At 58.0% G+C, this 25,425-nt stretch carries 23 protein-coding genes; 13 read left to right on the forward strand and 10 right to left on the reverse strand.

Going from position 1 to position 25,425, the window contains the following annotated elements; all coding sequences use genetic code 11:
- Positions 1 to 55 precede the first annotated feature (55 nt).
- The 4 genes from trxB (at position 56) to infA (ending at position 2,880) form a co-directional block, all read left to right on the forward strand.
- The gene (gene trxB, locus DKW72_RS14075; protein WP_111643024.1) at positions 56 to 1,003 is read left to right on the forward strand and encodes a thioredoxin-disulfide reductase; all 948 of its coding nucleotides are present in this window, start codon (positions 56 to 58) and stop codon (positions 1,001 to 1,003) included.
- Positions 1,004 to 1,063: 60 nt separating this feature from the next.
- Positions 1,064 to 1,762, forward strand: a complete 699-nt coding sequence (gene aat / locus DKW72_RS14080; RefSeq protein ID WP_111643025.1) for a leucyl/phenylalanyl-tRNA--protein transferase — start codon at positions 1,064 to 1,066, stop codon at positions 1,760 to 1,762.
- 32 nt (positions 1,763 to 1,794) lie between these two features.
- Positions 1,795 to 2,502 carry an arginyltransferase gene (locus DKW72_RS14085; RefSeq protein ID WP_111643026.1) on the forward strand — a complete coding sequence of 236 codons (708 nt, stop codon included), beginning with the start codon at positions 1,795 to 1,797 and terminating at the stop codon, positions 2,500 to 2,502.
- Positions 2,503 to 2,661: 159 nt separating this feature from the next.
- Positions 2,662 to 2,880 (forward strand): translation initiation factor IF-1, encoded by a 219-nt coding sequence (gene infA, locus DKW72_RS14090; RefSeq protein ID WP_111643027.1) that lies wholly within the window; start codon positions 2,662 to 2,664, stop codon positions 2,878 to 2,880.
- A gap of 81 nt (positions 2,881 to 2,961) precedes the next feature.
- Here the strand turns inward: infA and clpA are convergent, their stop codons facing one another.
- Both clpA and clpS read right to left on the reverse strand, forming a co-directional pair.
- Complete coding sequence (clpA, locus tag DKW72_RS14095) at positions 2,962 to 5,253, reverse strand: ATP-dependent Clp protease ATP-binding subunit ClpA (RefSeq protein WP_111643028.1); 2,292 nt, start codon at positions 5,251 to 5,253, stop codon at positions 2,962 to 2,964.
- Positions 5,254 to 5,300: 47 nt separating this feature from the next.
- Positions 5,301 to 5,675, reverse strand: a complete 375-nt coding sequence (gene clpS, locus DKW72_RS14100; protein WP_111643029.1) for an ATP-dependent Clp protease adapter ClpS — start codon at positions 5,673 to 5,675, stop codon at positions 5,301 to 5,303.
- Between the two features lie 267 nt (positions 5,676 to 5,942).
- On the opposite strand from clpS, the gene cspD reads away from it, so the two are divergent.
- The gene (cspD, locus tag DKW72_RS14105; protein ID WP_111643030.1) at positions 5,943 to 6,236 is read left to right on the forward strand and encodes a cold shock domain-containing protein CspD; all 294 of its coding nucleotides are present in this window, start codon (positions 5,943 to 5,945) and stop codon (positions 6,234 to 6,236) included.
- A 94-nt stretch (positions 6,237 to 6,330) separates the two neighbouring features.
- Here cspD and DKW72_RS14110 read toward each other — a convergent pair whose 3' ends face one another.
- Positions 6,331 to 8,556 (reverse strand): NADP-dependent isocitrate dehydrogenase, encoded by a 2,226-nt coding sequence (locus DKW72_RS14110; protein WP_111643031.1) that lies wholly within the window; start codon positions 8,554 to 8,556, stop codon positions 6,331 to 6,333.
- Positions 8,557 to 8,781: 225 nt separating this feature from the next.
- Here DKW72_RS14110 and DKW72_RS14115 point away from each other — a divergent pair, with 225 nt between their 5' ends.
- The 7 genes from DKW72_RS14115 to DKW72_RS14145 all read left to right on the forward strand — a co-directional run bounded on the left by DKW72_RS14115 (position 8,782) and on the right by DKW72_RS14145 (position 15,418).
- Entirely contained in the window at positions 8,782 to 9,369 is a 588-nt protein-coding gene (locus tag DKW72_RS14115) for a pseudouridine synthase (protein WP_111643032.1), read from the forward strand.
- Positions 9,370 to 9,391: 22 nt separating this feature from the next.
- Positions 9,392 to 9,838 carry an NUDIX hydrolase gene (locus DKW72_RS14120; protein WP_111643033.1) on the forward strand — a complete coding sequence of 149 codons (447 nt, stop codon included), beginning with the start codon at positions 9,392 to 9,394 and terminating at the stop codon, positions 9,836 to 9,838.
- Between the two features lie 44 nt (positions 9,839 to 9,882).
- Positions 9,883 to 10,980 carry a tRNA 2-thiouridine(34) synthase MnmA gene (gene mnmA, locus DKW72_RS14125; RefSeq protein WP_111643034.1) on the forward strand — a complete coding sequence of 366 codons (1,098 nt, stop codon included), beginning with the start codon at positions 9,883 to 9,885 and terminating at the stop codon, positions 10,978 to 10,980.
- A gap of 54 nt (positions 10,981 to 11,034) precedes the next feature.
- Entirely contained in the window at positions 11,035 to 11,724 is a 690-nt protein-coding gene (gene hflD, locus DKW72_RS14130) for a high frequency lysogenization protein HflD (RefSeq protein WP_111643035.1), read from the forward strand.
- Positions 11,725 to 11,814: 90 nt separating this feature from the next.
- A complete protein-coding gene (gene purB, locus DKW72_RS14135; RefSeq protein ID WP_111643036.1) occupies positions 11,815 to 13,194 on the forward strand; it encodes an adenylosuccinate lyase in 1,380 nt (459 codons plus the stop codon).
- A 513-nt stretch (positions 13,195 to 13,707) separates the two neighbouring features.
- Positions 13,708 to 14,853, forward strand: coding sequence for a cupin domain-containing protein (locus DKW72_RS14140; RefSeq protein WP_111643037.1), 1,146 nt, complete (start codon positions 13,708 to 13,710; stop codon positions 14,851 to 14,853).
- Between the two features lie 160 nt (positions 14,854 to 15,013).
- Positions 15,014 to 15,418, forward strand: coding sequence for an HU family DNA-binding protein (locus DKW72_RS14145; protein ID WP_111643038.1), 405 nt, complete (start codon positions 15,014 to 15,016; stop codon positions 15,416 to 15,418).
- A 73-nt stretch (positions 15,419 to 15,491) separates the two neighbouring features.
- On the opposite strand, the gene DKW72_RS14150 is transcribed toward DKW72_RS14145, so the two are convergent.
- A complete protein-coding gene (locus DKW72_RS14150; protein WP_111643039.1) occupies positions 15,492 to 15,914 on the reverse strand; it encodes an HIT domain-containing protein in 423 nt (140 codons plus the stop codon).
- A 116-nt stretch (positions 15,915 to 16,030) separates the two neighbouring features.
- Between DKW72_RS14150 and DKW72_RS14155 the strand changes: the two genes are divergently transcribed.
- Positions 16,031 to 17,758: a proline--tRNA ligase gene (locus DKW72_RS14155; RefSeq protein WP_111643040.1), complete on the forward strand. Its 1,728-nt coding sequence runs from the start codon at positions 16,031 to 16,033 to the stop codon at positions 17,756 to 17,758.
- Positions 17,759 to 17,881: 123 nt separating this feature from the next.
- On the opposite strand, the gene DKW72_RS14160 is transcribed toward DKW72_RS14155, so the two are convergent.
- The 6 genes from DKW72_RS14160 to recA form a co-directional block, all read right to left on the reverse strand.
- The gene (locus DKW72_RS14160; protein ID WP_111643041.1) at positions 17,882 to 18,577 is read right to left on the reverse strand and encodes a LamG domain-containing protein; all 696 of its coding nucleotides are present in this window, start codon (positions 18,575 to 18,577) and stop codon (positions 17,882 to 17,884) included.
- A 26-nt stretch (positions 18,578 to 18,603) separates the two neighbouring features.
- Positions 18,604 to 21,744, reverse strand: a complete 3,141-nt coding sequence (locus DKW72_RS14165; RefSeq protein WP_111643042.1) for an efflux RND transporter permease subunit — start codon at positions 21,742 to 21,744, stop codon at positions 18,604 to 18,606.
- Between the two features lie 15 nt (positions 21,745 to 21,759).
- Entirely contained in the window at positions 21,760 to 22,833 is a 1,074-nt protein-coding gene (locus tag DKW72_RS14170) for an efflux RND transporter periplasmic adaptor subunit (RefSeq protein WP_232522413.1), read from the reverse strand.
- A gap of 163 nt (positions 22,834 to 22,996) precedes the next feature.
- The gene (locus DKW72_RS14175; protein WP_198411368.1) at positions 22,997 to 23,449 is read right to left on the reverse strand and encodes a regulatory protein RecX; all 453 of its coding nucleotides are present in this window, start codon (positions 23,447 to 23,449) and stop codon (positions 22,997 to 22,999) included.
- A 3-nt stretch (positions 23,450 to 23,452) separates the two neighbouring features.
- The gene (locus tag DKW72_RS14180; RefSeq protein WP_111643043.1) at positions 23,453 to 24,031 is read right to left on the reverse strand and encodes a DUF4136 domain-containing protein; all 579 of its coding nucleotides are present in this window, start codon (positions 24,029 to 24,031) and stop codon (positions 23,453 to 23,455) included.
- A gap of 107 nt (positions 24,032 to 24,138) precedes the next feature.
- The gene (gene recA, locus DKW72_RS14185; protein ID WP_111643044.1) at positions 24,139 to 25,188 is read right to left on the reverse strand and encodes a recombinase RecA; all 1,050 of its coding nucleotides are present in this window, start codon (positions 25,186 to 25,188) and stop codon (positions 24,139 to 24,141) included.
- Positions 25,189 to 25,425: the final 237 nt, after the last annotated feature.

Raw genomic sequence — 25,425 nt, forward strand, 5'->3', positions numbered from 1 at the left:
ATTCCGGACGCTAAAATTTTGTTTTGATTCCTACTTTGCCGCAAGGACCCCGCACATGAGTGATGCCAAGCACCACCGCCTGATTATTCTCGGTTCAGGCCCCGCCGGTTACACCGCCGCCATCTATGCGGCGCGCGCCAACCTCAAGCCGGTAGTGATCACCGGTATGCAGCAAGGTGGTCAGCTGACCACCACCACCGAGGTGGAGAACTGGCCCGGCGGCGTCTCTGACTTGCAGGGTCCCGACCTGATGGTGCAAATGCAACAACACGCAGAACGCTTTGATACCCAGGTGCTGTTCGATCACATCCACGAGGTCGACCTCAATCAGCGCCCCTTCCGCCTGACCGGCACCGACACCTATACCTGCGACGCCCTGATCATCGCCACCGGCGCCTCGGCTCAGTACTTGGGTCTACCCTCGGAAGAGGCGTTTATGGGCAAGGGCGTCAGCGCCTGCGCCACCTGCGACGGCTTCTTCTATCGCGATCAGAAGGTCGCTGTCATCGGCGGGGGCAACACGGCAGTCGAGGAAGCCCTGTACCTGTCCAACATTGCCAGTGAGGTGACCCTGGTTCACCGTCGAGACAGCTTGCGAGCAGAGAAAATCCTGCAAGACAAGCTCTTTGCCAAGGAGAAAGACGGCAACATTCGCATTATCTGGGATCACACTCTGGACGAAGTCCTGGGCGATGAACAGGGCGTCACGGGCTTGCGCATCAAGAGCACCAAAGACGGCGCCCCACAGGAACTGGACGCCCAAGGCGTGTTTATCGCCATCGGCCACAAACCCAATACCGACATTTTTGCCGACCAACTGACCATGAAAGACGGCTATATCATCGTCAACAGCGGCTTGGCCGGTAACGCCACGGCCACCAGTGTGCCCGGCGTCTTTGCCGCTGGCGATGTCGCCGATCATATCTACCGCCAGGCCGTCACCTCGGCGGGCTCGGGCTGCATGGCCGCGCTTGACGCCGAGAAGTTCCTGGACGATCAGTAAACTGATGCCAAGCCGCTTTCGAGCGGCTTTTGACACTCAACATCCTGGCGCAGGCTCTCGATGATCCCCTGGCTCAACTCAGACTCTCTCGCCTTCCCTCCGGTGGACACAGCCCTGCGTGACCCCGACGGCCTGCTCGCTGCCGGTGGCGACCTCTCGCCCGAGCGGCTGCTGCAGGCCTACCGCAGGGGAATATTCCCCTGGTACGAAGCGGACCAGCCGATTCTCTGGTGGAGCCCCGACCCGCGCACGGTGATCCGCCCCGAGCACCTGCACATTGCCCGCAGCCTGCGTAAAGCTTTGCGCCGCCGGGATTACGACGTGACTTTCGATCGGGATTTCGCAGCGGTGATGCGCGCCTGCGCCGCGCCTCGCAACGGAGCGCACGGTACCTGGATCACGCCGGAGATGTTCGTAGCCTACAACCATCTGCACGACCTGGGTCATGCCCACTCCGTTGAGGTCTGGCGTGAGGGTGAGCTGATCGGGGGGCTCTACGGCATAGCCATCGGCAAAGTATTTTTTGGCGAATCCATGTTTAGCCATGCCAGCAACGCCTCCAAGATTGGCTTTGCGCACCTGGCGCGCCAGCTGCAGAGCTGGGGCTTTGCGCTTATCGACTGCCAGGTGGCGAGCGAGCATTTGTTCACCCTCGGCGCCGAGGAAATACCCCGTGCCGAGTTCTGCAAAATACTGCTAAACTGGTGCAACGAGCCGTCGGTTAAACCCTGGCAGCTCACTCAAACGTTTGCCTGGTAAGCACCGGGGTCCACCGAGAGGGAGGAGGCGAGATGTCCGACCTGTCCAATCTCAAACTCTATGCCACGCAGCCTCACCCCTGCAGTTATCTGGAGGATGAGGAGGCGACCACGATTTTTGTAGACCCCCAGGCACCGATGGACAAGATGCTTTACAGCCAATTGTCACAGATCGGCTTTCGCCGCAGCGGTGGCCACCTGTACCGCCCCCACTGCGCTCAATGCCGAGCCTGTATTTCCTGTCGAGTACCGGTCTCGGCCTTTGTCCCGAGCCGCAGTCAGCGGCGCTGCTGGCGGCGCAATACCGATATCGAGATACGCCCGGTCAGCGATATTCAGACCGACGAGCACTACAGCCTGTACGCCGAATATATTGCTGAGCGCCACCGCGACGGCGATATGTACCCGCCCTCCCAATCCCAGTACGAGGCGTTTCTGAGCAGCGAATGGGGCACCACCGGTTACCTGGAGTTTCGGCTCGACGGGCGCCTGCTGGGGGTCGCGGTATTTGATCAGCTCAACGATGGCATTTCCGCCGTATATACCTTCTTTGACAATCACCACCCCGGACGCGGCTTGGGTGTTTATGGGATTCTGGCCCAGATTGAGCTGGCGCGGAACATGGGTCTCGATTATGTCTACCTGGGTTACTGGATCAAAGCCTGCGATAAAATGAACTACAAAACCCGCTACCGCCCCTTGGAACTGCTGATCAATCGCCGCTGGACACGACTTTTGTAGGATTTTCCCCTCAAAATAGCGCCTTCCCCTTGGCGTAGGCGTCCAATTAGTGCACAATTCACGCCTTAAATTTCACCCTGGCTGATCGAGCCCCGAGGGGCAGCCTGTGCGAGATGCACCTGGGCCTCTGCGTTGAATCAAAACCGAGGAAACTGCCGAATGGCAAAAGAAGACCATATTGAATTTGAAGGGGAAGTCATCGACACCCTGCCGAACACCACCTTCCGCGTGAAACTGGAGAACGGACACGTCGTGACTGCCCATATTTCCGGGAAGATGCGTAAAAACTACATCCGCATCCTCACGGGCGACAAGGTCAAGGTGGAAATGACCCCTTACGACCTGAGCAAAGGCCGCATTACCTTCCGCAACCGGTAATTGCCTGGCGACACGCGCCACAGCGCCCAGAAACACAAAAGCCGCATCACTGCGGCTTTTGTGTTTCTGTAGCACCGGCTTTTAGGCCGGCTCCGGTTCGCGCTTGGCCCTGACACTGAGACAAAGCTCGTCACGCTCTTCGTCCACACTGACCTCGACAGTGCCGCCACCATCGGCGAGCGAGCCAAAGAGCACCTCTTCCGCCAGGGGTTTCTTAAGCTTCTCCTGGATGATCCGGGCCATCGGCCGGGCACCCATTTTCTCATCGTAGCCATGCACAGCCAGCCACTCGCGCGCCTGTTCGTCCACATGCAGCATGACCTGCTTGTCGTCCAACTGGGCCTGGAGCTCGACCAGGAATTTATCCACCACGGTTTTGGTAACCTCAATGGTCAGGGCACTGAACTGCACCACAGCATCGAGACGGTTGCGGAACTCCGGTGTGAACATCTTTTTGATGCTCTCCATCCCATCGGTACTGTGATCCTGAAGAGTAAAGCCGATGGAGGGCCGGCTCATGAGATCAGCCCCGGCATTGGTGGTCATAATCAGGATCACATTGCGGAAGTCCGCCTTGCGGCCGTTATTATCGGTCAGCGTGCCGTGATCCATGACCTGCAACAGCAGGTTGAACACTTCCGGATGCGCTTTTTCGATCTCATCCAGTAACAGCACAGCATGCGGCGTTTTGGTGACCGCGTCGGTCAGCAGCCCGCCCTGATCGAAGCCGACATAGCCGGGAGGCGCGCCGATCAGACGCGATACCGTATGACGCTCCATGTATTCGGACATGTCAAAGCGCAGCAGCTCGACGCCCATGCAGCTGGCCAACTGACGGCACACCTCGGTTTTGCCGACGCCCGTCGGCCCCGCGAACAGGAAAGAGCCAATGGGCTTCTCGCTGGAGTTCAGGCCGGCGCGCGAGAGCTTGATCGCGGTCGCCAGGGTATCGATCGCCTCGTCCTGACCAAAAACGGTCATTTTCAGGTTTTTATCCAGGTTGCGCAGCTGCTCCTTATCCGAGGAGGACACACTCTTGGGCGGAATACGCGCAATCTTGGCCACCACAGCCTCGATATCGCCAACACCAATGGTTTTCTTGCGCTTACTCGGCGCCAGCAGCTTCTGGTAGGCACCCGCCTCATCAATCACATCAATGGCCTTGTCCGGCAAGAAACGGTCGTTGATATAGCGCTCGGCCAACTCTGCCGCCGCTTTAAGGGCAGGGTCGGTATAGCGCAGGCCGTGGTGCTGCTCGAACCGGCCCTTGAGGCCGCGCAAAATCTTGTAGGTCTCATCGACGCTGGGCTCGGTGACGTCGACCTTCTGAAACCGACGCGACAGTGCCCGATCCTTCTCGAAGATGCCCCGGTACTCCTGATAGGTAGTTGAACCCATGCAGCGCAACTCGCCGGAGGACAGCATAGGCTTGAGGAGGTTGGACGCATCCATGACACCACCGGACGCCGCTCCGGCGCCGATAATGGTATGGATTTCATCAATAAAGAGTACGGCGTTCTTCTGCTTTTTCAGCTCGCCCAACAGCCCTTTGAAGCGCTTCTCGAAGTCGCCCCGGTACTTGGTCCCGGCCAGCAGCGCACCCATATCGAGGGAGTAAACCACGCTGTCCGCCAGAATGTCGGGCACGTCGCCGTCAACAATACGCTTGGCCAGGCCCTCGGCAATCGCTGTTTTTCCCACACCGGACTCGCCCACCAGAAGCGGGTTATTTTTGCGCCGGCGCGAAAGGATCTGGCAAACCCGTTCAACCTCGTGCTCACGCCCAACCAGTGGGTCGATGCGTCCGTGCATGGCCTGTTCGTTCAGGTTGGAGGCGAAGTTCTCCAGGGGGCTGGCAGATGTGTCACCACCGCTCAAGGTGTCGTCTTCCTGATGCTCCTGAGCCTGGCCGTCATTGCCGTGCTCGGAGTTACCCGCCACCTTCTGGATGCCGTGAGAAATATAGTTGACCACGTCGATACGCGCAACGTCCTGCTGTTTCAGGTAGTACACCGCCTGACTTTCCTGCTCGCTGAAGATCGCGACCAGCACATTGGCCCCAGTCACCTCTTGCTTACCGGAGGACTGGACGTGGAACACCGCCCGCTGCAGGACTCGCTGGAAGCCGAGCGTCGGCTGGGTCTCGCGCTCGCCGTCGTCGTCGGGGATCAGCGGGGTGGTAGAGTCTACAAATTCATTCAGCTCCTTGCGCAGCACCGCCAAGTCCGCGCCACAGGCACGCAGGACGATGGCTGCGGATTCGTTGTCGAGTAAAGCCAGCAACAGGTGTTCTACGGTCATAAACTCATGGCGCTTGGACCGGGCACCTTTAAAGGCCAGATTCAACGTAATTTCCAAGTCTTTGCTTAACATCTTAAGGACCTCTTTGGCTGACCTCACACCGCTGAGACAACATGAACTCAGCGCTCTTCGCCATCGTCAACCGCCTCCACTTCACACAGCAGCGGATGATGATGATCCCTGGCATATTGGTTAACTTGCGCCGCTTTGGTTTCCGCTATATCCCGAGTATAGACGCCACAAACGGCTTTGCCTCGATAATGGACGGTTTGCATAACCGACACGGCTTTTTCTCGAGGCATTGAAAAAAATATCTCCAGGGTTTCAACCACAAAATCCATCGGGGTGAAGTCATCATTCAGCATGACAACCTGATACCGGGCGGGGGGACGCAACTTCGGTGCCTGCTCTTTGACAGCGAGGTCGCCATCGAATTCACCGGCGCCGTCATTACCCTGATTTAATGGTAGTGTATAGTCAGTCAACTTTCCCATAGATCATCCAATTTTTTACCGGCCAATCCGGCCCTGCGTGTACAACCGCCATTGTACCCGACCCCGCCTCCGAGCCACAGCCCGCTGAGCCCGCTTGACATTCGGCGCGATATTGGCTAAAACGGGAGACGTCTGGTTAAAATTTCGTCAGCTACTGACGGGCTCCTGGCTACAGAGTCTTTTTAAAAACCCAGGCCGTTATAACTAATAAAGATGAACAGGGAACCGGGCACGCTCGTGTTCCTGCTGTAAAGAAGGATTTAGGCTATGCCTACCGGTACCGTAAAATGGTTCAACAACGCCAAAGGTTATGGCTTCATTTTGCCCGATGAGGGCGGTGAAGACCTCTTTGCCCACTATTCCGCCATCCAGATGGAAGGCTACAAAACCCTCAAAGCCGGCCAGACAGTTGAGTTTGACGTCATCAAAGGCGATAAGGGGTACCACGCCACACACATCACAACCCATGATACGCCGAAACAAGGGGTGCACGACACCTCTGGACACGAAGGCCATGCCGACAGTGCCCTGCCGATGGCGGCCGCTTCAGCGGACAACTGACAAGCTGCAATCACTGCTCCTGGTTGAGATACGATAAAAAACCCCCGGGGAATCACTTCCCCGGGGGTTTTTTAGACCTAAGGTCTACAAGGCCCTAGGCCAGTTGTGCCAGAACCTCGTTCAGGGTCTTGCTGGGACGCATGGCATCGTCGGTCAGCTTGGCATCCGGGCGATAGTACCCGCCGATATCCACCGGCTTACCTTGGGCACCGTTGAGCTCGCCCACGATAGCCTGCTCTTTCTCGGCCAAGGCTTGAGCCAGGCTGGCAAACTGCTTCTGCAACTCAGCATCGTCGGTCTGTGCCGCCAGCTCCTGGGCCCAGTAGAAGGCCAGATAAAAATGGCTGCCGCGATTATCCAGCTCTCCCGCCTTACGCGACGGCGACTTGTTCTCGTCCAGGAACTTGCCATTGGCCCGATCGAGCGCGTCAGCCAACACTTGCGCCTTGGCATTACCGGTCGCCTTGGCAAAATGCTCAAGCGACGCCGCCAGGGCCAGGAATTCGCCCAGCGAGTCCCAGCGCAGGTGGTTTTCTTCCAGGAACTGCTGCACATGCTTGGGCGCAGAGCCGCCGGCGCCGGTCTCAAACAGGCCGCCGCCGTTCATCAAAGGCACAATTGACAGCATCTTGGCACTGGTGCCCACTTCCAGGATCGGGAACAGATCCGTCAAGTAGTCACGCAATACGTTACCGGTAACCGAGATGGTGTCTTTACCCTGACGAATACGATCAAGAGAGAACTGGGTCGCCTCGACCGGTGCCATAATGTGGATATCCAGACCGCTGGTGTCGTGGTCCTTAAGGTATTTCTCGACTTTGGTAATCAATTGCGCGTCGTGAGCACGGTTTTTATCCAACCAGAAAACCGCCGGGTTGCCGCTCTCCCGTGCCCGGGTGACGGCCAGCTTTACCCAGTCGCGAATCGGCGCGTCTTTGGCCTGACACATGCGCCACAGGTCTCCAGCGTCGACCGAGTGCTCCATGAGCGTACTGCCGGACTGATCGACAACGCGAACCTTACCCGAAGCGGGGATCTCAAAGGTTTTATCGTGCGAGCCGTACTCTTCAGCCTTTTGGGCCATCAGACCGACGTTGGACACACTACCCATAGTCGTCGGATCGTAGGCGCCGTGCTTTTTGCAATCCTCAATGACCGCCTGGTACACACCGGCGTAGCAGCGATCCGGAATCACCGCTTTGGCGTCCTGCTGGCCACCATCGGCATCCCACATCTTGCCAGAATCGCGGATCATGGCGGGCATGGACGCATCGATAATGACATCGCTGGGCACATGCAGGTTGGTGATGCCCTTGTCGGAATTCACCATAGCCAGCGCCGGGCGCTCGGCGTACAGCGCCTGAATGTCGGCCTCAATGGCCTGACGCTCGGCGTCGGGCAACTCGGGTAGGCGGGCGTAGAGATCGCCAAGCCCGTTGTTCAGGTCAACGCCGAGCTTTTTCAGGATATCGGCATGCTTGCTCAATACCGGCGCGTAGAACACGGAAACGGCGTGACCAAAGATGATGGGGTCTGAGACCTTCATCATGGTCGCTTTCAAATGCAGTGAGAAGAGTACGCCTTGAGCCTTGGCGTCTTCGATCTGAGCGGCCAGGAAGTCCTGCAACGCCCTTTTACTCAACACTGAGGCATCGATCACCTCTCCCGCAAGCACCGCGACTTTCTCTTTCAGTACCTGCACGCTGCCATCTTCAGCCACCAGCTCGACCCGCACACTGCCGGCCTGATCAATCAGCGTCGACTGCTCACTGCCGTAAAAATCCCCTTCACTCATGTGCGCAACGTGAGCTTTGGAGTCGGCGCTCCACTTGCCCATGCGGTGGGGATTTTTGCGCGCGTAGTTTTTCACTGACAGTGGGGCGCGGCGATCGGAGTTGCCCTCGCGCAATACCGGGTTGACGGCACTGCCTTTGACGCGGTCATAGCGCGTCTTGATGTCTTTTTCTTCGTCAGTTTTGGGCTCATCCGGGTAGTTCGGCAGCTTATAACCCTGCGCCTGAAGCTCCTTGATGGCGGCCTTGAGCTGGGGAATAGAAGCGCTGATATTGGGCAGCTTGATGATGTTGGCCTCGGGGGTTTTGGCCAGCTCGCCCAGTTCGCTCAGGTGGTCGCCAATGCGCTGACTCTCGTCCAGGTAATCGGGAAACTGTGAGATAATGCGGCCCGAGAGGGAGATATCGCGGGTCTCAATCGCGATACCCGCCGGCCCGGCGTAGGCGCGAACGATCGGCAGCAGGGAGTAAGTCGCCAGCGCCGGGGCCTCGTCGGTCTCGGTGTAAATAATTTTGGAAGTAGTCATGTGTCAGATAAACTCCATTGGTTCATGCGAGTCGGCCAAAGTCAGGCTGTGCAGCCGGAGCGGACCAACCGGGACTCTCTCGATAGTCAACACTGATTAACAGCGGGGCAATGTGCGTGCGCCCTTAGAAAAGCCCGCGCAGTATACCAGCGCCGCAGCTTTTTCGCATGTTCCGGCCACCGCTCTACCCCTCAAAACTACTGGAGACAAGGTTTTCACCCCGACATGGCCCAATTGCTGCTTTTTAACAAGCCCTATGGGGTACTCTCCCAATTCACGGACGCCGAAAACCGCCCCACATTGGGGCACTATATTCGCGATTCCGGGTTTTACCCGGCGGGACGCCTGGATCAGGACTCCGAAGGCTTATTGCTCCTGACCGACGACGGCCAGCTTCAACATCAAATCGCTCACCCCATGCACAAGCTGGCCAAAACCTATTGGGTTCAGGTCGAGGGTATCCCGGATGTCCGGGCTCTCGCAGCCCTGCGCCAGGGGGTATCCCTCAAGGATGGCAAGACGCGGCCGGCTCAGGCCCGGCTGATAGCGCCGCCGTCGCTGTGGCCGCGCAACCCGCCCATTCGCGAACGCGCAAACATCCCGACCCAATGGCTGAGCCTGACGATCACCGAGGGGCGCAATCGCCAGGTCAGGCGCATGACCGCCGCCGTGGGGCACCCTACCCTGCGCCTGGTGCGTGCCCAAATCGGGACCTGGACGCTCGACGGCCTGGCGCCAGGCGAATCCCGACGTCAAACGCTACACCTACCCAAGATGGCGCCGAAAACGACTCGTGGTCGGCGCCGACACTGACCACCCAACAGCAGGAGACTCCATGACCTGGTCACCCCACGTAACCCTGGCCACCATTGTTGAGCGCCATGGGCGCTTTTTGCTGGTGTACGAACACGCCAACGGCAAAAAAGTCTACAACCAGCCTGCGGGTCATCTGGAGCCCGACGAGTCGCTGATTCAGGCGGCGGTACGCGAAACCCTGGAGGAAACCGGCTGGGACGTGGAACCCACTCATCTGGTGAATGTGCGCCTGTATACCGCACCGGCGAATGGCGTCACTTACCTGCGCACCACCGTGGTGGCCAAACCCTTGCGCCACAACCCACTTCTGCCCCTGGACCAAGACATCATCGAGACGGTGTGGCTAACCCGGGATGAGATTGCCGAGCGCTTTGACCAGCTGCGCAGCCCTATGACCTTGCGCGTGATCGACGACTATCTGGCCGGTCAACGCTTCCCGCTAGAGATCATCGCCCCCGACAGGTAGAATGGCGCTCCATGAAATCACTCCGCGAACAGCAGTAGCGTCCTATGAGTAATTCCCCACGGGTAATCGTCGGCATGTCCGGCGGTGTCGATTCGTCTGTTTCCGCCCTCCTCCTGCAACAGCAGGGCTACCGGGTGGAAGGCCTGTTTATGAAAAACTGGGACGAGGATGACGGCACCGAATACTGCACCGCCAAGGAAGACCTGGCCGATGCCGAGCGGGTGTGCGAGCGCCTGGGCATCAAGCTGCACACCGCCAACTTCGCCGCCGAGTACTGGGATAATGTGTTTGAGCATTTTCTGGCTGAGTACAAAGCCGGGCGCACGCCCAACCCGGATATCCTCTGCAACCGGGAAATCAAGTTCAAGGTGTTTCTGGAATACGCCCGGATCCTGGGCGGCGATCTGATTGCCACGGGGCATTATGTGCGCCGTAAGCAGACCGACGCTCACACCTGGTTGCTCAAAGGCCTGGACCCGAACAAGGATCAAAGCTACTTCCTTCACGCGGTGGGTGAAGCCGAATTTGCTCAGACTCTGTTCCCGGTGGGCGAACTGGAGAAAGCCGAGGTGCGACGTATCGCGGAGGCACACGGCCTGGTCACGCACAACAAAAAGGACAGCACCGGCATCTGCTTTATCGGCGAGCGTCGTTTCAAGGACTTCTTGCAGCAGTACCTGCCCGCGCAGCCGGGCAAGATCGAAACCGCCGACGGCGTCGGAATTGGCGATCACAGCGGCCTGATGTACTACACCATCGGCCAGCGCCAGGGCCTGGGCATCGGCGGCGTCAAAGGGGCCAGCGAGGACCCCTGGTTTGTGGTGGGCAAAGATCTGACACGCAATGTTCTCGTGGTGGTCCAGGGGATCGAACACCCTCTGCTCTACAGCAACGAACTGATCGCCCGTCAGGTCCACTGGATCAACGGCGCCCCGGCGTCAGACACCTTCCGCTGCGCAGCCAAAACCCGCTACCGCCAAGGGGATCAAAACTGTCACGTCGAAGTCCAAGATGACCAGTTGCGCGTGGTTTTTGACGAACCCCAAAGGGCCGTCACACCCGGGCAGTCAGTGGTGTTCTACGACGGCGACACCTGCTTGGGCGGCGCGGTCATCGAAACGACCGACAACCCCTTGGTGTAACTACCTGGCGCAACGCCCAGCGACACCTTCAGTTTCAATGAGGAAAGCCAATCAGTGAGTAATCGATGGCACGACCGGGCGATAGCCCTGGCGGGGATATTTCAGGCCGCCGGCCTGGTGGATCAAATTGCCAAAACCGGCTACCTGGCAATGGACAACTACCGCTGCAGTATCGAGAGCCTGTTCGTTTTCGATCCGCCCAACGCGCGCGCGGTTTTCGGCAGCGATGAAGATCTGCGCCACCTTGAACCGGGGTTGCGGGCACTGCGCGAGGTGCTGCAACAGGGCAATCGCCTGCACGGTGAACCTCTACGCTACGCGCTGGGCATCCTGCATCTGCAGAAAAAGCTGGCCAAACGCCAAGACATGCTCGGCGTGCTGGGCTCCCGGTTGGAGCAGGCCGCCCGTCAGGCGGAGCACTTCGATACCATCCACGAAAACGTCGTTGGCAACCTGGGCGATCTCTACAGCGAGACCATCAGCACTTTTCGTTTCCGCATTCAGGTGTCCGGCGACGCCGGCTACCTGCGTCAGGCCCGAATCGCCAACCAGGTGCGCGCATTACTGCTGGCGGGCATCCGTTCGGCCATGCTCTGGCGCCAGGTAGGCGGCAATCGCTGGCAACTGCTGGTCAACCGCAAGGCCCTGCTCGCGGCCGCCGACGAACTCGCGCACGAAGCCCGCGCTGCCGTGGCAAGGGCCGAAAAGGCCAACCCGGCAGCGCAAAACGACGAGCAACACTGATAATCCCGTCAAAGTCCGCTACAATAGCGGCCTTTCGGCGACTTGTTGCCATACCCCATTCACTCCCGACTGCGAAAGAAGAGACTGTTCATGGAAACCCCGTTTGCCACCCTCTCCCCACTCAATGCCGTATCTCCGGTCGATGGCCGCTACGGCAGTAAAACCCTGGCCCTGCGCGGCATTTTCAGTGAATACGGCCTGATCCGCTGTCGGGTGGAAGTTGAAGTGCGCTGGCTCCAGCACCTGAGCCGCCACCGCGACATCCTCGAAGTCCCGGCGTTCAGCGACGAAACCAACCTGGCACTGGATGCCATTGTCGACGACTTCAGCGAGGCGGACGCCGAGCAGATCAAGACCATCGAGCGCACCACCAACCACGACGTCAAAGCCGTGGAATACTTTTTGAAGAAGCGCTTTGCCGGCAACCAGGAGCTGGAGAACGTGCTGGAGTTTGTGCACTTTGCCTGCACCAGTGAGGATATCAACAACCTCTCCCACGCCCTGATGCTCAAAGCCGGCCGCGACGTGCTGGTCAATGACGCCACCGAGATCGTCAACGCCATCACCCATCTGGCCCACGCCAACGCCAGCGAACCCATGCTCTCGCGCACCCACGGCCAGACCGCCTCGCCCACCACCGTGGGTAAAGAGATGGCCAACGTGGTCGCGCGCCTGCGCCGCCAGCTGAGCCAGATCGAAGGCGTCGAACTGTTGGGCAAAATCAACGGCGCCGTGGGCAACTACAACGCCCACCTGTCCGCCTACCCGGACGTGGACTGGCAGATCAATGCCCAACATTTTGTCGAAAGCCTGGGGCTGACCTTCAACCCCTACACCACCCAGATCGAACCCCACGACTACATCGCCGAGCTGTTCGATGCCATCGCCCGCTTCAATACCATCCTGATCGACTTCGACCGGGACATCTGGGGCTATATCTCGCTGGGTTACTTCAAGCAGAGAACCGTCGAAGGCGAAGTGGGCTCTTCCACCATGCCCCACAAGGTCAACCCCATCGACTTTGAAAACTCCGAGGGCAACCTGGGTATTGGCAATGCCATCTTTACTCACCTGGCGCAAAAACTGCCGATCTCCCGTTGGCAGCGCGACCTGACCGATTCCACGGTGCTGCGCAACATGGGCGTAGGCTTCGGCTACAGTCTGATCGCCTACGCCTCCACCCTCAAGGGCATCGGCAAGCTGGAGACCAACCGCAAACGCCTGCAGCAGGATCTGGACAACGCCTGGGAAGTGCTGGCCGAGCCGATCCAGACCATCATGCGCCGCTACAACGTGCCCGAGCCTTACGAGAAGCTGAAGGCGCTGACTCGCGGTCAGGACATCACCCAACAGGTGTTGGCCGAGTTTGTGGAGACGCTGGATATCCCCGAGAGCGCCAAGCAGACCATCCGCGACCTGACCCCCGCCAATTACATCGGCAACGCGGTCGATCAGGCCAAAGCCATCTAGCCTGGCGGTTCAGGTGTCTATAGGGTGGCTGTTAAGGTGGCCATCGGGCAGACCGGGCAGTCCAGCCGGGGGCGGGTAGCGGTTTCCGGGACACGCCGTGAACCCATCCCTGGGGGCTCGACTGCCGCCATCCAGGCGGCAGACGGTCCCGGAAACCGCTACCCGCCCCCGGCTGGACTGCCCTCAGTGCCACCTATCCGCATCTACCCCTCGAACTGGCAAAGCCCACCCACTTCAAGGGATATGCCAGATATCACCACTTACTTGTAAGCTAGCTGCGAAACCTAAAAAGACGGAAATGTGCTTAAGAACCAAACATTCTCAGGATGGCACTGAGGCTCGGGAAGGGGGCGAAGGGTTCTGAAACCCTCTCTTCAGGGATGAAGAGAGGGAGCTACAGGGATGTATTCATGCGTTTTCAGAACCCTTCGCCCCCTTCCCGAGCCGGTACACCCATTGGCACCACAGAAACCTTGAGCCAGGCACTAACCTCAAAACAAAAGCGAGAAAAAGATGCCCCTGAACAAACTCGGTGATATTAGCGTTGAAGACTTTCTGGCCCACTACTGGCAGAAACAACCCCTGCTGATCCGCCAGGCCTACCCCGACTTCCAGAGCCCCATCGACGGCAACGACCTCGCCGGACTGTCCCTCGAAGAAGACGCCGAAGCCCGTCTCATCCTCGAACACGGCACCACCCCCTGGGAACTGCGCCACGGCCCCTTCGACGAAAACACCTACCAGCAGCTTCCCAAAAGCCACTGGACCCTGCTCGTCCAGGCCGTCGACCAATGGGTACCCGACGTGCGCGACCTGCTCGACGACTTCCGCTTTATCCCCAACTGGCGTCTCGACGACATCATGGTCAGCTACGCCGCCGACCAGGGTAGCGTCGGGCCGCACTTCGACTACTACGACGTCTTCCTGCTCCAGGGCCAGGGCAAACGCCGCTGGCAAGTGGGACAATCCTGCGACAGCCAAAGTCCGCGCATCGAAGGCGCGGCGTTGCGTATCCTCAAGGACTTCGAGCCCGAGCACGACTGGATCCTCGAGCCGGGCGATATGCTTTACCTGCCCCCGGGCATTGCCCACTGGGGCACCGCCCAGGGCGACGACTGCCTGACCTACTCTATCGGCTTTCGAGCGCCGAGCCATGCCGACATCTTGTGCGAATTGGCTCAGGATATCGCCAGCCATCTGACCGAAGACCAACGCTATGGCGACCCGGGCCTGACCCTGGGGCGCCACCCCGGCGAGATTCCCGCCAGCGCCATTGATACCATCCGCGCACAACTACTCGACTACCTGAGCCACGACCGCATCGGTGACTGGCTGGGACGCTATATGACCGAGCGCAAATACCCGGACCAGGATCAGCCCGAGCAATACGTAGACGCAGAACACTGGCAGGAAGACCGTTGGCAACCCCACCCAGCCACGCGCCTGGCGAGCAGGACCGTGAACACTCAGACCTGGCTTTATGCTGATGGTGAAAGGTTTGCCTGCACCGAGGCACTCGCCGAGCGCCTCTGCCAGATGCGTCCCATCGAAGGTCGGGAGCTGGCCGCACTGGCCAGTTCTGAGGCACTGATAACGCTGGTGGAAACCCTGATCGAACGGGGAATTCTAGTGGATGAAGAAGACGAATTGGAGTGTTAAATCACTTGCACCTGACGATTTTATCCTTTATACATAGCACCAAGCCTTGCCGGGGTCGTTTAAGCCTATAAAAATAGGGCTTTTAGCCGGGTTACAAGGTGCGTTGCCGTCCAGACGCGGCAATAATCACACATAAATAACCAGCGAAAAGGAAACTACCATGGCTGCACGAAAAGCACCTGCCAAAAAGGCACCCGCCAAGAAAGCCGCACCGAAAAAAGCGGCCGCTGCCAAGCCCGCCAAGAAAATCACCGCGGTGCGTGAGCGCTATACCAAGACCCAGATCGTCGGCCAAATCGCCGAAAACACCGAGCTGACCAAAAAACAGGTTCAATCGGTACTGGACGAGCTGTCAGACATCATCGAAGGCCACATCAAAAAACGCGCCTGTGGCGAGTTTGTAATGCCCGGCCTGATGAAAATCAACACCGTGAAAAAGCCTGCGAAGAAGGCCCGCAAAGGCATCAACCCTTTCACCGGCGAAGAGACCGTGTTCAAGGCGAAACCGGCGTCCACTGTGGTCAAAGTCCGCCCGCTGAAGAAATTGAAAGAAATGGCCGAGTAAACCACTCCAGGTCGCGATCTCCAAAAAGGGCTGCCACCAGGCAGCCCTTTTTGGTGGTATCGCTGCACGCGACTCAGGCAACGGTAAAGTCATCTCCCACCAATGCCGCCTGGAGTCGCTCCATCCGCTCCTCCAGCGCGCCCTCGGAGTAGGCTTTCTGTGGCACTGCACCCCAGATTGGCTGAGGCCAAGCCGGATCATCACTGAAGCGGGCGATATGGTGCACATGCAGCTGACGCACCACATTTCCCAACGCGGCCACATTCATCTTGTGGGCATCGAAAACGCTGGTCATCACCTCAGACAGGCGACAGGACTCACGGATCAGCTGCAACTGCTCCTCCTCTCCCAGATGATGGATCTCGAAGATCTCGGCCCGCTGAGGGACCAGGATGCACCAAGGGTAGTTGGCATCCTTACTCAACAGCAACAACGAAAGCGGGAAGCGCCCCACGAGTACGCTGTCCTGGGCCAGACGCGGATGTAGCTCAAACATAGCTCGACTCCTGTGGATCCTGTGGTTGACATTATCCCGGTGGACCGCTGTACCCGCACTGCGTTCCACCGTAGAATAGGCGTTTTTTACAGTATAGCGACTAAGAAGCCAAAACTATGCGTGCCAGCCGATTTTTGATTGCCACTTTGAAAGAGACCCCCTCCGACGCCGAGGTTATCAGCCACCAGTTGATGCTGCGCGCGGGCATGATCCGCAAGCTCGCCTCGGGCCTGTACTCCTGGCTTCCCATGGGGCTGCGGGTATTGCGCAAAGTAGAGCGCATCGTGCGTGAAGAGATGGACAATGCCGGCGCTCAAGAGGTGTTGATGCCGGTGGTTCAGCCCGCTGAACTGTGGCAGGAGTCTGGCCGCTGGCAGCAGTACGGCCCCGAGCTGCTGCGTATCAGCGACCGGCACGAACGCGCCTTCTGCCTGGGCCCCACCCACGAAGAAGTGATCACTGACCTGATTCGCAATGAAGTCAGCAGCTACAAACAGCTACCCGCCAATTTCTACCAAATTCAGACCAAGTTCCGTGACGAAATCCGTCCACGTTTTGGGGTGATGCGCTCACGGGAGTTCATCATGAAAGACGCCTACTCATTCCACGTTGACCAGGCGTCGCTGCAAAAGACCTACGATGCCATGCACCGGGCCTACTGCAATATTTTCAGCCGCTGTGGCCTCAACTACCGTCCGGTGCTGGCCGACACCGGCTCCATTGGCGGCGCTCACTCGCACGAGTTTCACGTTCTGGCCGACAGCGGCGAAGACGCCATCGTCTTCAGCAATGCCAGTCATTACGCCGCCAACATCGAGAAAGCGGAGGCGCTGGCGCCGGCGGGAGAACGTTTTGCCCCGTTGCAGGCTCTGACTGAGGTCGCCACGCCTGGTCAGCACACCATCGCCGAGGTCGCGGCCTTCCTGAATCTTGATCCCTCCCAGACCGTCAAAACCCTGGTGGTTCTCGGGGAAGCCGAGGAAGGCCAGCAACAGCCCTTGGTCGCACTCGTGGTGCGCGGCGATCACGAGCTCAACGATATCAAGGCGGAGAAACTCTCCGGCGTCGCCAATCCTCTCACCTTCGCCCCGGAAGAGCGTATAAAAAGTGAGCTGGGCGTTGGCATCGGCTCACTCGGCCCTGTTGGCCTGAAGATTGATGTTATTGTCGATCGCACCGCCGCGCATCTGAGCGACTTTACCTGCGGTGCCAACAAGGATGGCTATCACCTTACCGGTGTAAACTGGGAACGCGATCTGCCCCTGCCGCGAGTGGAAGATATCCGCAATGTGGTGGCCGGTGATAGCAGCCCCGACGGAAAGGGCACCCTTGAGATCAAGCGCGGGATTGAGGTTGGCCACATTTTTCAGTTAGGCACCAAATACTCCGAAGCCATGGGCGCCAAAGTACTGGACGAAAACGGCAAGACCCAGCCCATGATCATGGGTTGCTACGGCATTGGCGTCACCCGGGTAGTCGCCGCCGCTATCGAGCAAAATCACGACGACAACGGAATAATCTGGCCGAACGCCATCGCACCCTTCCAGGTGGCGCTGATCCCGATCAACATGCACAAGTCCGAGGCAGTCGCCAAGGAATGCGAAGCCCTCTACGATCGACTGTGCCAGGCGGGCATCGATGTGCTCTTTATGGACGAGGCCAAAGCGCGTCTGGGCGTCATGCTTGCTGACACCGAGCTGATGGGCATCCCGCACCGGATCGTCGTCGGCGACCGCGGCTTGGAAAAGCAGACCATCGAGTACAAAGGCCGCCGCGACGCCGAGTCCAGTGACGTTCCCCTAAAGGGCATCGTCGACTTCCTGAAGTCCCGGCTCAAGACCTGACAGCCATGAATCCGGCGCGATCTGCTGAGTATCGCAGTGAGTGCCGTCGGCCTCCCAGAACGGTAGCTAGGCAGCTACCGTTATTCGCCCAAGGTGATGGAGACTTGGGAGCGGGGGCAAGGGCTAGTAGAGATCCTCGAACACCACAAACTCCTCCGGGGCCAGCACCCGATGGGTCACCCTTATCGTCAGAATATCACCATTAAACCAATGGACATCATTCATGCGGCCGCCGATGGACGTCATACCACGTTCGCCAATGGGCAGGTAATCAACCTCTGCGCTGAGTTCCTCCACACCGTTGACGTAAGAGGTAAATGTTCGATCTTTGAAGGTGATCGCTGCATGCGCCCACTTTTCCGTCGGATGCAACAGCGTAGCGTCTATCAGGGTGTAGTTTGACAGCTCGGACATGATGAAGGCATCGAGATACCACTGCCCGCTATCTGTGAGGCGCAGCTCGATGGTAATACGCCGCTGAGGGTTCTCGGGATCCTGGATATGCAGGAACCGGGGCTCCCAGTTATCCGGATAGACGTCATTGGCCCTGAAGACAATTTCCACCGTAAACTCAGTAGCATCCCCCAAGGGGTTGTGCGGCACCTGAATACGGTCGCCGTCACCGTCAAATGTCACCGCTTTACCGTAGCGCGTCTGAACCACTTTTGGGTCGCCGATTACCGTTACCGGGTGGCCACCAATGGTCTCCAGTGAATCAATACGCCAAGCCACCTGCTCCACCTGCTCGGGGATGAGCATGCAGCCGTACACAAGCAACACCAACAAGGCACCCATTGTGCCATTTATTATCATTTTCATAGGTCCACTGCCTTTCAGGTCATAAGTTATTCCGGCATATCTTTCGCTTTTGCCGGATGGCTTTGGTCGTACTCATCAGCGATTCTGTCCAGCTTACGCTTCACATCGTTGGGCGACCCGGTTTTTCGGGCCAAGAGCGCGTAGGCGGTGGGGACCACAAAGAGCGTAAACAGGGTTGCCGCCAAGACCCCCGAAATAACCACTACACCAATAACCGCTCGCGTCTCAGAGCCAGCCCCCGAGGACACCACCAAAGGAATAGCCCCGGCGGCGGTAGTGATACCGGTCATCAAAATCGGACGCAGGCGGGCCGAGGCAGCCTGCTCGAGGGCGTCCATGAATTCTACACCTTTATCCCGGAGCTGGTTGGCAAACTCGACGATCAAAATGCCGTTTTTAGCCGACAAACCGATCAACATCACCAGACCGATCTGTGAGTAGAGGTTGAGCGAATTGCCAGTCAGGTACAAACCGAGCATTCCCCCCGCAATCGCCAATGGCACCGTCAGCATAATGACAAACGGATGTACATAACTCTCAAACTGGGCCGCAAGCACCAGGAAGGTAATCATGATACCGAGCATAAAGATGAACATGATAGAACCGCCGGACTCCATAAAGTCACGCGACTCCCCCTTGTAGTCGATTACCACGCCTTCCGGTAAATGCTCAGCCGCCATCTCGTGCATAAAGTCGAGCGCATCGCCCAACGTCAAGCCGTCCTGCAGCTCGGCCTCGAGCGTGATGGCCCGAATCCGGTTATAGCGATTGAGCGTGGCCGCATCGGCAAACTCACGAATATCCACAAGGTTTGCCAACGGAATCAGCTCACCGGTACGCTCCGAGCGCACGTAGATGTTCTCCATACTCCGGATAGTTCGCTGAGAGTCGCGTTCACCTTCGAGCATGACTTCATACTCCTCACCCTGCTCCACAAAGGTGGTGACCCGCCGCGACCCCTGCATAGTCTCCAGCGTTCGGCCAATATTGCTGACACTCACGCCAAGATCCGCCGCACTGATTGAGTCGATCAGCACCTCAAACTGTGGACGGGTCTCCTTGTAATCCCAATCGATACCGGACAGTTGCGGATGATCTTCCATCTTCTCCACCAGGACATCGCGCCACTCGGCCAGCTCTTCATAGGTGCCACCACCAATCACAAACTGCAGGGGTTTCTCGGTGCCACTGGCAAAGCCCTGACGCATCACCGGAAAAGCTGTCACGCCGGGCAGATCACTCAGGTCGCGGCGAACATCATCCATAATGTCAAACCCGCTGCGACGTTCCGCCCAAGGCGTCAGGGTGGCGATGACTATACCGCTGTTAAAACGCTCAAGCGCGCCCCAGGCACGCGGAGCACGCACGAGTAAACGGGCCACATCCCCCTGATCTACGTACTTCATCAATCTGTCTTCGATCTCATCCATGTAGTCGGCCATGTAAGAGAAACTGGCACCTTCCGGACCATTGACGATAACGAAGAATGAGCCGCGATCCTCCCGCGGTGCATACTCTGACGGCAACTGTTGTGATAACCAGAGAGTGCCTGCAAGAAGGATGAAAAAGATCCCGACAACAACCGTGATATGGCGTAAACAGAAATGCAACGAGCGGGCGTAGTAGTGACGTAGACAGACGATGCCACTATCAACTTTGGTCACCAACCAATTGCGTTTTTCCTTCTTGGGCCTCAACAGCTTCGATGCCAACATCGCCGACAGGGTCAACGCGATCAGGGACGAGAACGCCACTGCCGCCGCCATGGTCAAGGCAAACTCCGAGAACAGGCGTCCGACATCGCCAGTCAAGAATGCGATGGGCGTAAACACCGAGATCAGTACCAGCGTGGTAGTAACCACCGCAAAGCCCACCTCCCGAGTGCCACGATAAGCCGCCAACAACGGCGGCTTGCCCTTCTCCTCTATATGCCGGACGATGTTTTCCAACACCACAATGGCATCATCCACCACCAGCCCGATCGCCAACACCAGGGCCAGCAAGGTCAGCAGGTTTACCGAAAAACCGAGTACCGCCAGGACTGTGAAGGTCGCAATAATAGAAACCGGCACGGTCACAGCCGGAATCAACATCGCCCGCGCGCTGCCCAAGAACAGATAGATGACCAGGATGACCATGCCAATGGCGAACAGCAACGTTGTATAGACTTCGCTGATGGCCTCTTCAATAAAAATCGAGCTATCAAAGCTCTGCTCAATACGCATGCCCGAGGGCAAATTTTCATTGACCCGAGCCACTTCAACCCGCGCCGCCCGCGACACGTCAACCGTGTTGGCCGTGGACTGTTTGATCAAACCAATCCCGACCATAGGAACCCGATTGCCACGAAAGGTATTCCGATCTTCTTCAGTCCCCTTCTCCACCCGCGCGACATCGCCCAAGCGGATCAAGTAGCCATCGTCACCCTGATAGAGCACCAGGCGACTGAAGTCATCAGGAGTGCGGTAATTGCGCGCCATGCGCACAGAGAATTGACGATCGGCCGATTCAATAGACCCGGCGGGCAGCTCGACATTTTCAGCCCGCAAAGCATCCTCAACATCGTTGACCGTCAGTCCGCGGGCCGCCAACTCCTGACGGTCGAGCCAGATCCGCATGGCATAGCGCTGCCGGCCACCGATACGAACCTGCGCCACACCATCAATCACCGAAAAGCGATCGACAAGATAGCGTTCAGCATAATCGGTCAGCTCCGGGAGACTATAGCCGTCACCGGCCAGGTTGAACCACACCACCACATTGTCATCGGAACTCACTTTAATAACTTCCGGAGGGTCAGCCTCGGTCGGCAAAACTCGCCCCAAGCGCGACACCCGGTCCCGAATATCGTTGGCCGCCGCGTCAATATCCCGACCAATATCAAACCTCACCGTGATATTGGATCGCCCGTTTTCACTGGATGACTGAATGTATTCAATCCCCTCGATACCCGCGATACGGTCCTCAATGATCCGGGTAATTCGGGTTTCGATAATCGAAGCGTTGGCACCGGGGTAGTCGGTGCGGATGGATACAATGGGAGGGTCGATATCAGGGTACTCGCGCAACGTCAGACGGTCGAACGCGAGCAGACCAAATGCGATCAACAATAACGAGATGACCGACGCGAAAACCGGGCGCTTGATGGAGACATCTGATAACAGCATTCTGGACGACTCCGGTTATTGTTGCGCTGCGTTGAGCATGTCGCGCACCGAGCGGTCCCCAGTGTCCTCAGTCAGAATGCGCACCGGCTGACCGTCGCGTACCCGCTGAAGACCGTGAGTGACCACCTGCTCCCCTGCTTCGAGTCCATCCAGGACCTCAACCCGCCCCAGGAACCGCTCCCCCAGGTGTACCGTACGCCGCTCTGAACGCTTATCGCCGTCTTCGCCAACCACCACAAAAACATATTGCTCATTCCCCAGCGCCAGAATTGCCGCCTCAGGTATTACCAGTGACTCACGTGCCTCGGTGAGCAACTCTACATTCATCAACATACCCTGGCGCAGCAACCCCTCATCATTGGGCAGCAAAGCCCGAACGGTAACCGCCCGGGTGACCAGGTCGATCTGATTGTCAATGCTGACCACTTCGCCCTCAAATTCGCGGTCACCAAATGCCCGGCTGCGTGCCACAACGGGCAAACCGGTCTGCAGGTGACGTAAACTCACGGCCGGCACCGTGAAGTCGAGCTTCATGCGGCTATCGTCATTGAGTGTGGTAATCAGATCTCCAGGCGTCACCAGAGCGCCAACACTGATATTGCGCAGCCCCACAACACCGTCAAAGGGGGCTCGTAAACGCAAATCCTCGAGGCGTGACTCAATTGCCGCGTAACGGGCGCGCGCGGATTCAAACTCCCGGGTTCGCTGGTCCAGGATAGACTGGGATGCGGCACCGCGTTCGACCAGCGACCGCACCCGTTCCAATTGGCGCTCGGCCTCATCAGTGTTTACACGGCCCTCTTCCAAAAGTGCGAGTTCTTCAGCACTTGTCATTTCCACGAGGATATGGCCCCGCTCTACACGTTGGCCGTCCTCAAAATTCAGGCGAGTCACCGTTTTGGTAATATTGGAGGTCACGCGAATGGACTCATTGGCGCGTAAATTACCCAAAGCTTCGATTCGATTCTCGATAGTTTCTTTCGCCACAGTTTTGACGATGACTTGGGGGCCGCCTTCGTCGCCCTCCTGAGCCAGTGCTCCCGCACTCAACACCATGGCGCCCAAAAAGGCCAGAAAACGATTATTCATACCGACTACTCGTAAATTAAAAGATTCTGCCTGACTGGAGGGACAATTACGGTCAGGATGTGCATTAAACGGATTCTAAACCTTTGATTCGCTGGTAAAAGCGCAAAGGATGCCCGTTTAACAATAATTTACAAAGAAGGAGGGAAAAAGGAGGACGGGCGATCTACCCGATTGCTGCGCGGACCTGCTCGCCAGTGAACCCCCGGTACTGAAGAAACCGGACCCGACGGGCTTTTTCCTTAAGATCGGATGCTGCTGTATCGCCGAAGCGCCGCTCGCACACATCACGCGCCAAAGCGAACCAATCGACGTCCGCCTGCCCGAGATACACATCAACCAAATGCTCAGCCACTTGCTTCTGCTTGAGCTCTTGACCAATTCGCAAGGGCCCCTTGCCCTGCCCAACCCGCATGCGGACAAACGCTTCTGTAAAGCGCTCATCGCTCAGAAGATCCTGCTCCACCAACCGCGCCAAGACGTCATCTATCAGCGTCGTATCGTCAAAACGCTGGCGCAACTTCTGTTGCAACTCCCCCGCCGAGTGCTCCCGACGTGCCAACAAATTCATAGCGGTGTAACGCACATCGGCGTGGCTGGCAGCCTGACTATCTTTCATGGCTCAGTTGACAGGCGGAAACTGGCTCAACATTTCTTTCGCGACCCGCTCCAGCAGCTCCCGCTGCTCTTCCGGTCGCATACCGTCGCGCAGGCGCTGCTCGGAGATACCGCGCCAGATGGGTTCACCCGAGCGATTGTCGACCATATCCAGAATCAGCGTGCCCTGACGATACACCCGAGGGGCCGGGCCGGGGTGGTACATAAACATGGGGCGGTAGCGATACCCGTAATAACCAAATCCGTAGCGCTGATCATATGCCCGCACGTCCAGTCGCTCTTCCATCACTACATGATAGCGCACAGTAAAGTCCGGCGTGCGCTCATCGTCCTGGTCCAGCCGGGCATACCGCAGTCCCAGCTCACGCTCGACAACGTGCCGCAGGTGGTTGAACGTAAAGGGAGAGATCAGCACCGAGCGACCTTCGCCCACTTGGCTCGAAGGCAGAACCTCGAAGGTTCGCAACCCGGAAAAATCGTAGGTTGTATCGTGGTCGGTAACCACCTGTGGCGTTCGACTACAGGCCGCCATAACGATCGCCAGAATGGCGAAAAGCAGCATTTTGGTTGCGCGTTGACTCATATCGACCTCGTCCGGGAACCGGCAACAGTATTATTAACTATCGACTGCGAAACAGCGCCCAGGTTCAACGGCCCCGACGGGTGACCCCGGGGCCGCATCGGAGTGTGTTACTCCTCAGCCTCAACGGCGTCCTGACCAGCCTCAACTTTCGCTTTGGGAGCGTTGGTGACAGTGGGGAGCATCTCTGCCCGCACCTTCGCTTCCAGCTCAGCAGCCACGTCGGGATTCTCCTGCAGGAACTTGACCACATTGTTCTTGCCCTGGCCAACCTTGTCGCCCTGATAGCTGTACCAGGCGCCCGCCTTGTCCAATATACCGTATTTCACGCCATAGTCGATCACTTCACCATAGCGGTTGATTCCCGTGCCGTACAGGATTTGGAACTCTGCCTGCTTAAAGGGCGGCGCCACTTTGTTCTTGACCACTTTGACCCGGGTCTCGGAGCCAGTGACTTCATCACCGTCTTTCACCGCGCCGATGCGGCGGATATCGAGACGTACCGAAGAGTAGAACTTGAGAGCGTTACCACCAGTGGTCGTCTCGGGGCTGCCGAACATGACCCCGATTTTCATACGAATCTGGTTGATGAAGATCACCAGGCAGTTGGCATTCTTGATATTGCCGGTAATTTTGCGCAGTGCCTGAGACATCAGACGGGCCTGCAAGCCGACGTGCTGATCGCCCATATCGCCTTCAATCTCGGCCCGGGGGGTCAGTGCTGCCACCGAATCCACAACCAGTACATCTACCGCACCGGAGCGCACCAGCATGTCAGTCACTTCCAGGGCCTGCTCACCGGTGTCCGGCTGGGAGATGATCAGGTCGTCTACCTTGACGCCCAACTTGGCGGCATACTGCGGGTCGAGCGCATGCTCAGCATCGATAAAGGCACAGGTGCCACCCATGCGCTGGGCTTCGGCCACTACCTGCAAGGTCAATGTGGTTTTACCGGAGGATTCCGGCCCGTAGATTTCCACAATCCGCCCCTTGGGAAGACCGCCAATGCCGAGCGCCGCGTCCAACCCCAGAGAGCCCGTAGAAATCGAAGGAATTGCGACCAATTCCTTGTCCCCCATACGCATGACCGTACCTTTACCAAACTGACGCTCAATCTGGCCTAAAGCCGCCTGCAACGCTTTCTCTTTGTTCGCATCCATCCGAGACACCTCAATATCAAGTCAAAAGTTACTGAAACCGCGGTCGTACCGCGCCTTCTCATTCTTAGTTGTTGACACTGGCGCCACCACCTACCGACCCGCCAGCGATTACCCGTAAGCATACAACATTTCACTGTATACGCAAACAGTACTGTGAATTTTTACAGGTCTTGGGCCGGTACTGTCAGATTTACGCCCTTGAGGGAGGGAAGGGGGTCCTCGACTCGCTGTAAATAC

The sequence above is a fragment of the Marinimicrobium alkaliphilum genome (assembly GCF_003259155.1).
Taxonomy (GTDB): Bacteria; Pseudomonadota; Gammaproteobacteria; order Pseudomonadales; family Cellvibrionaceae; genus Marinimicrobium_A; species Marinimicrobium_A alkaliphilum.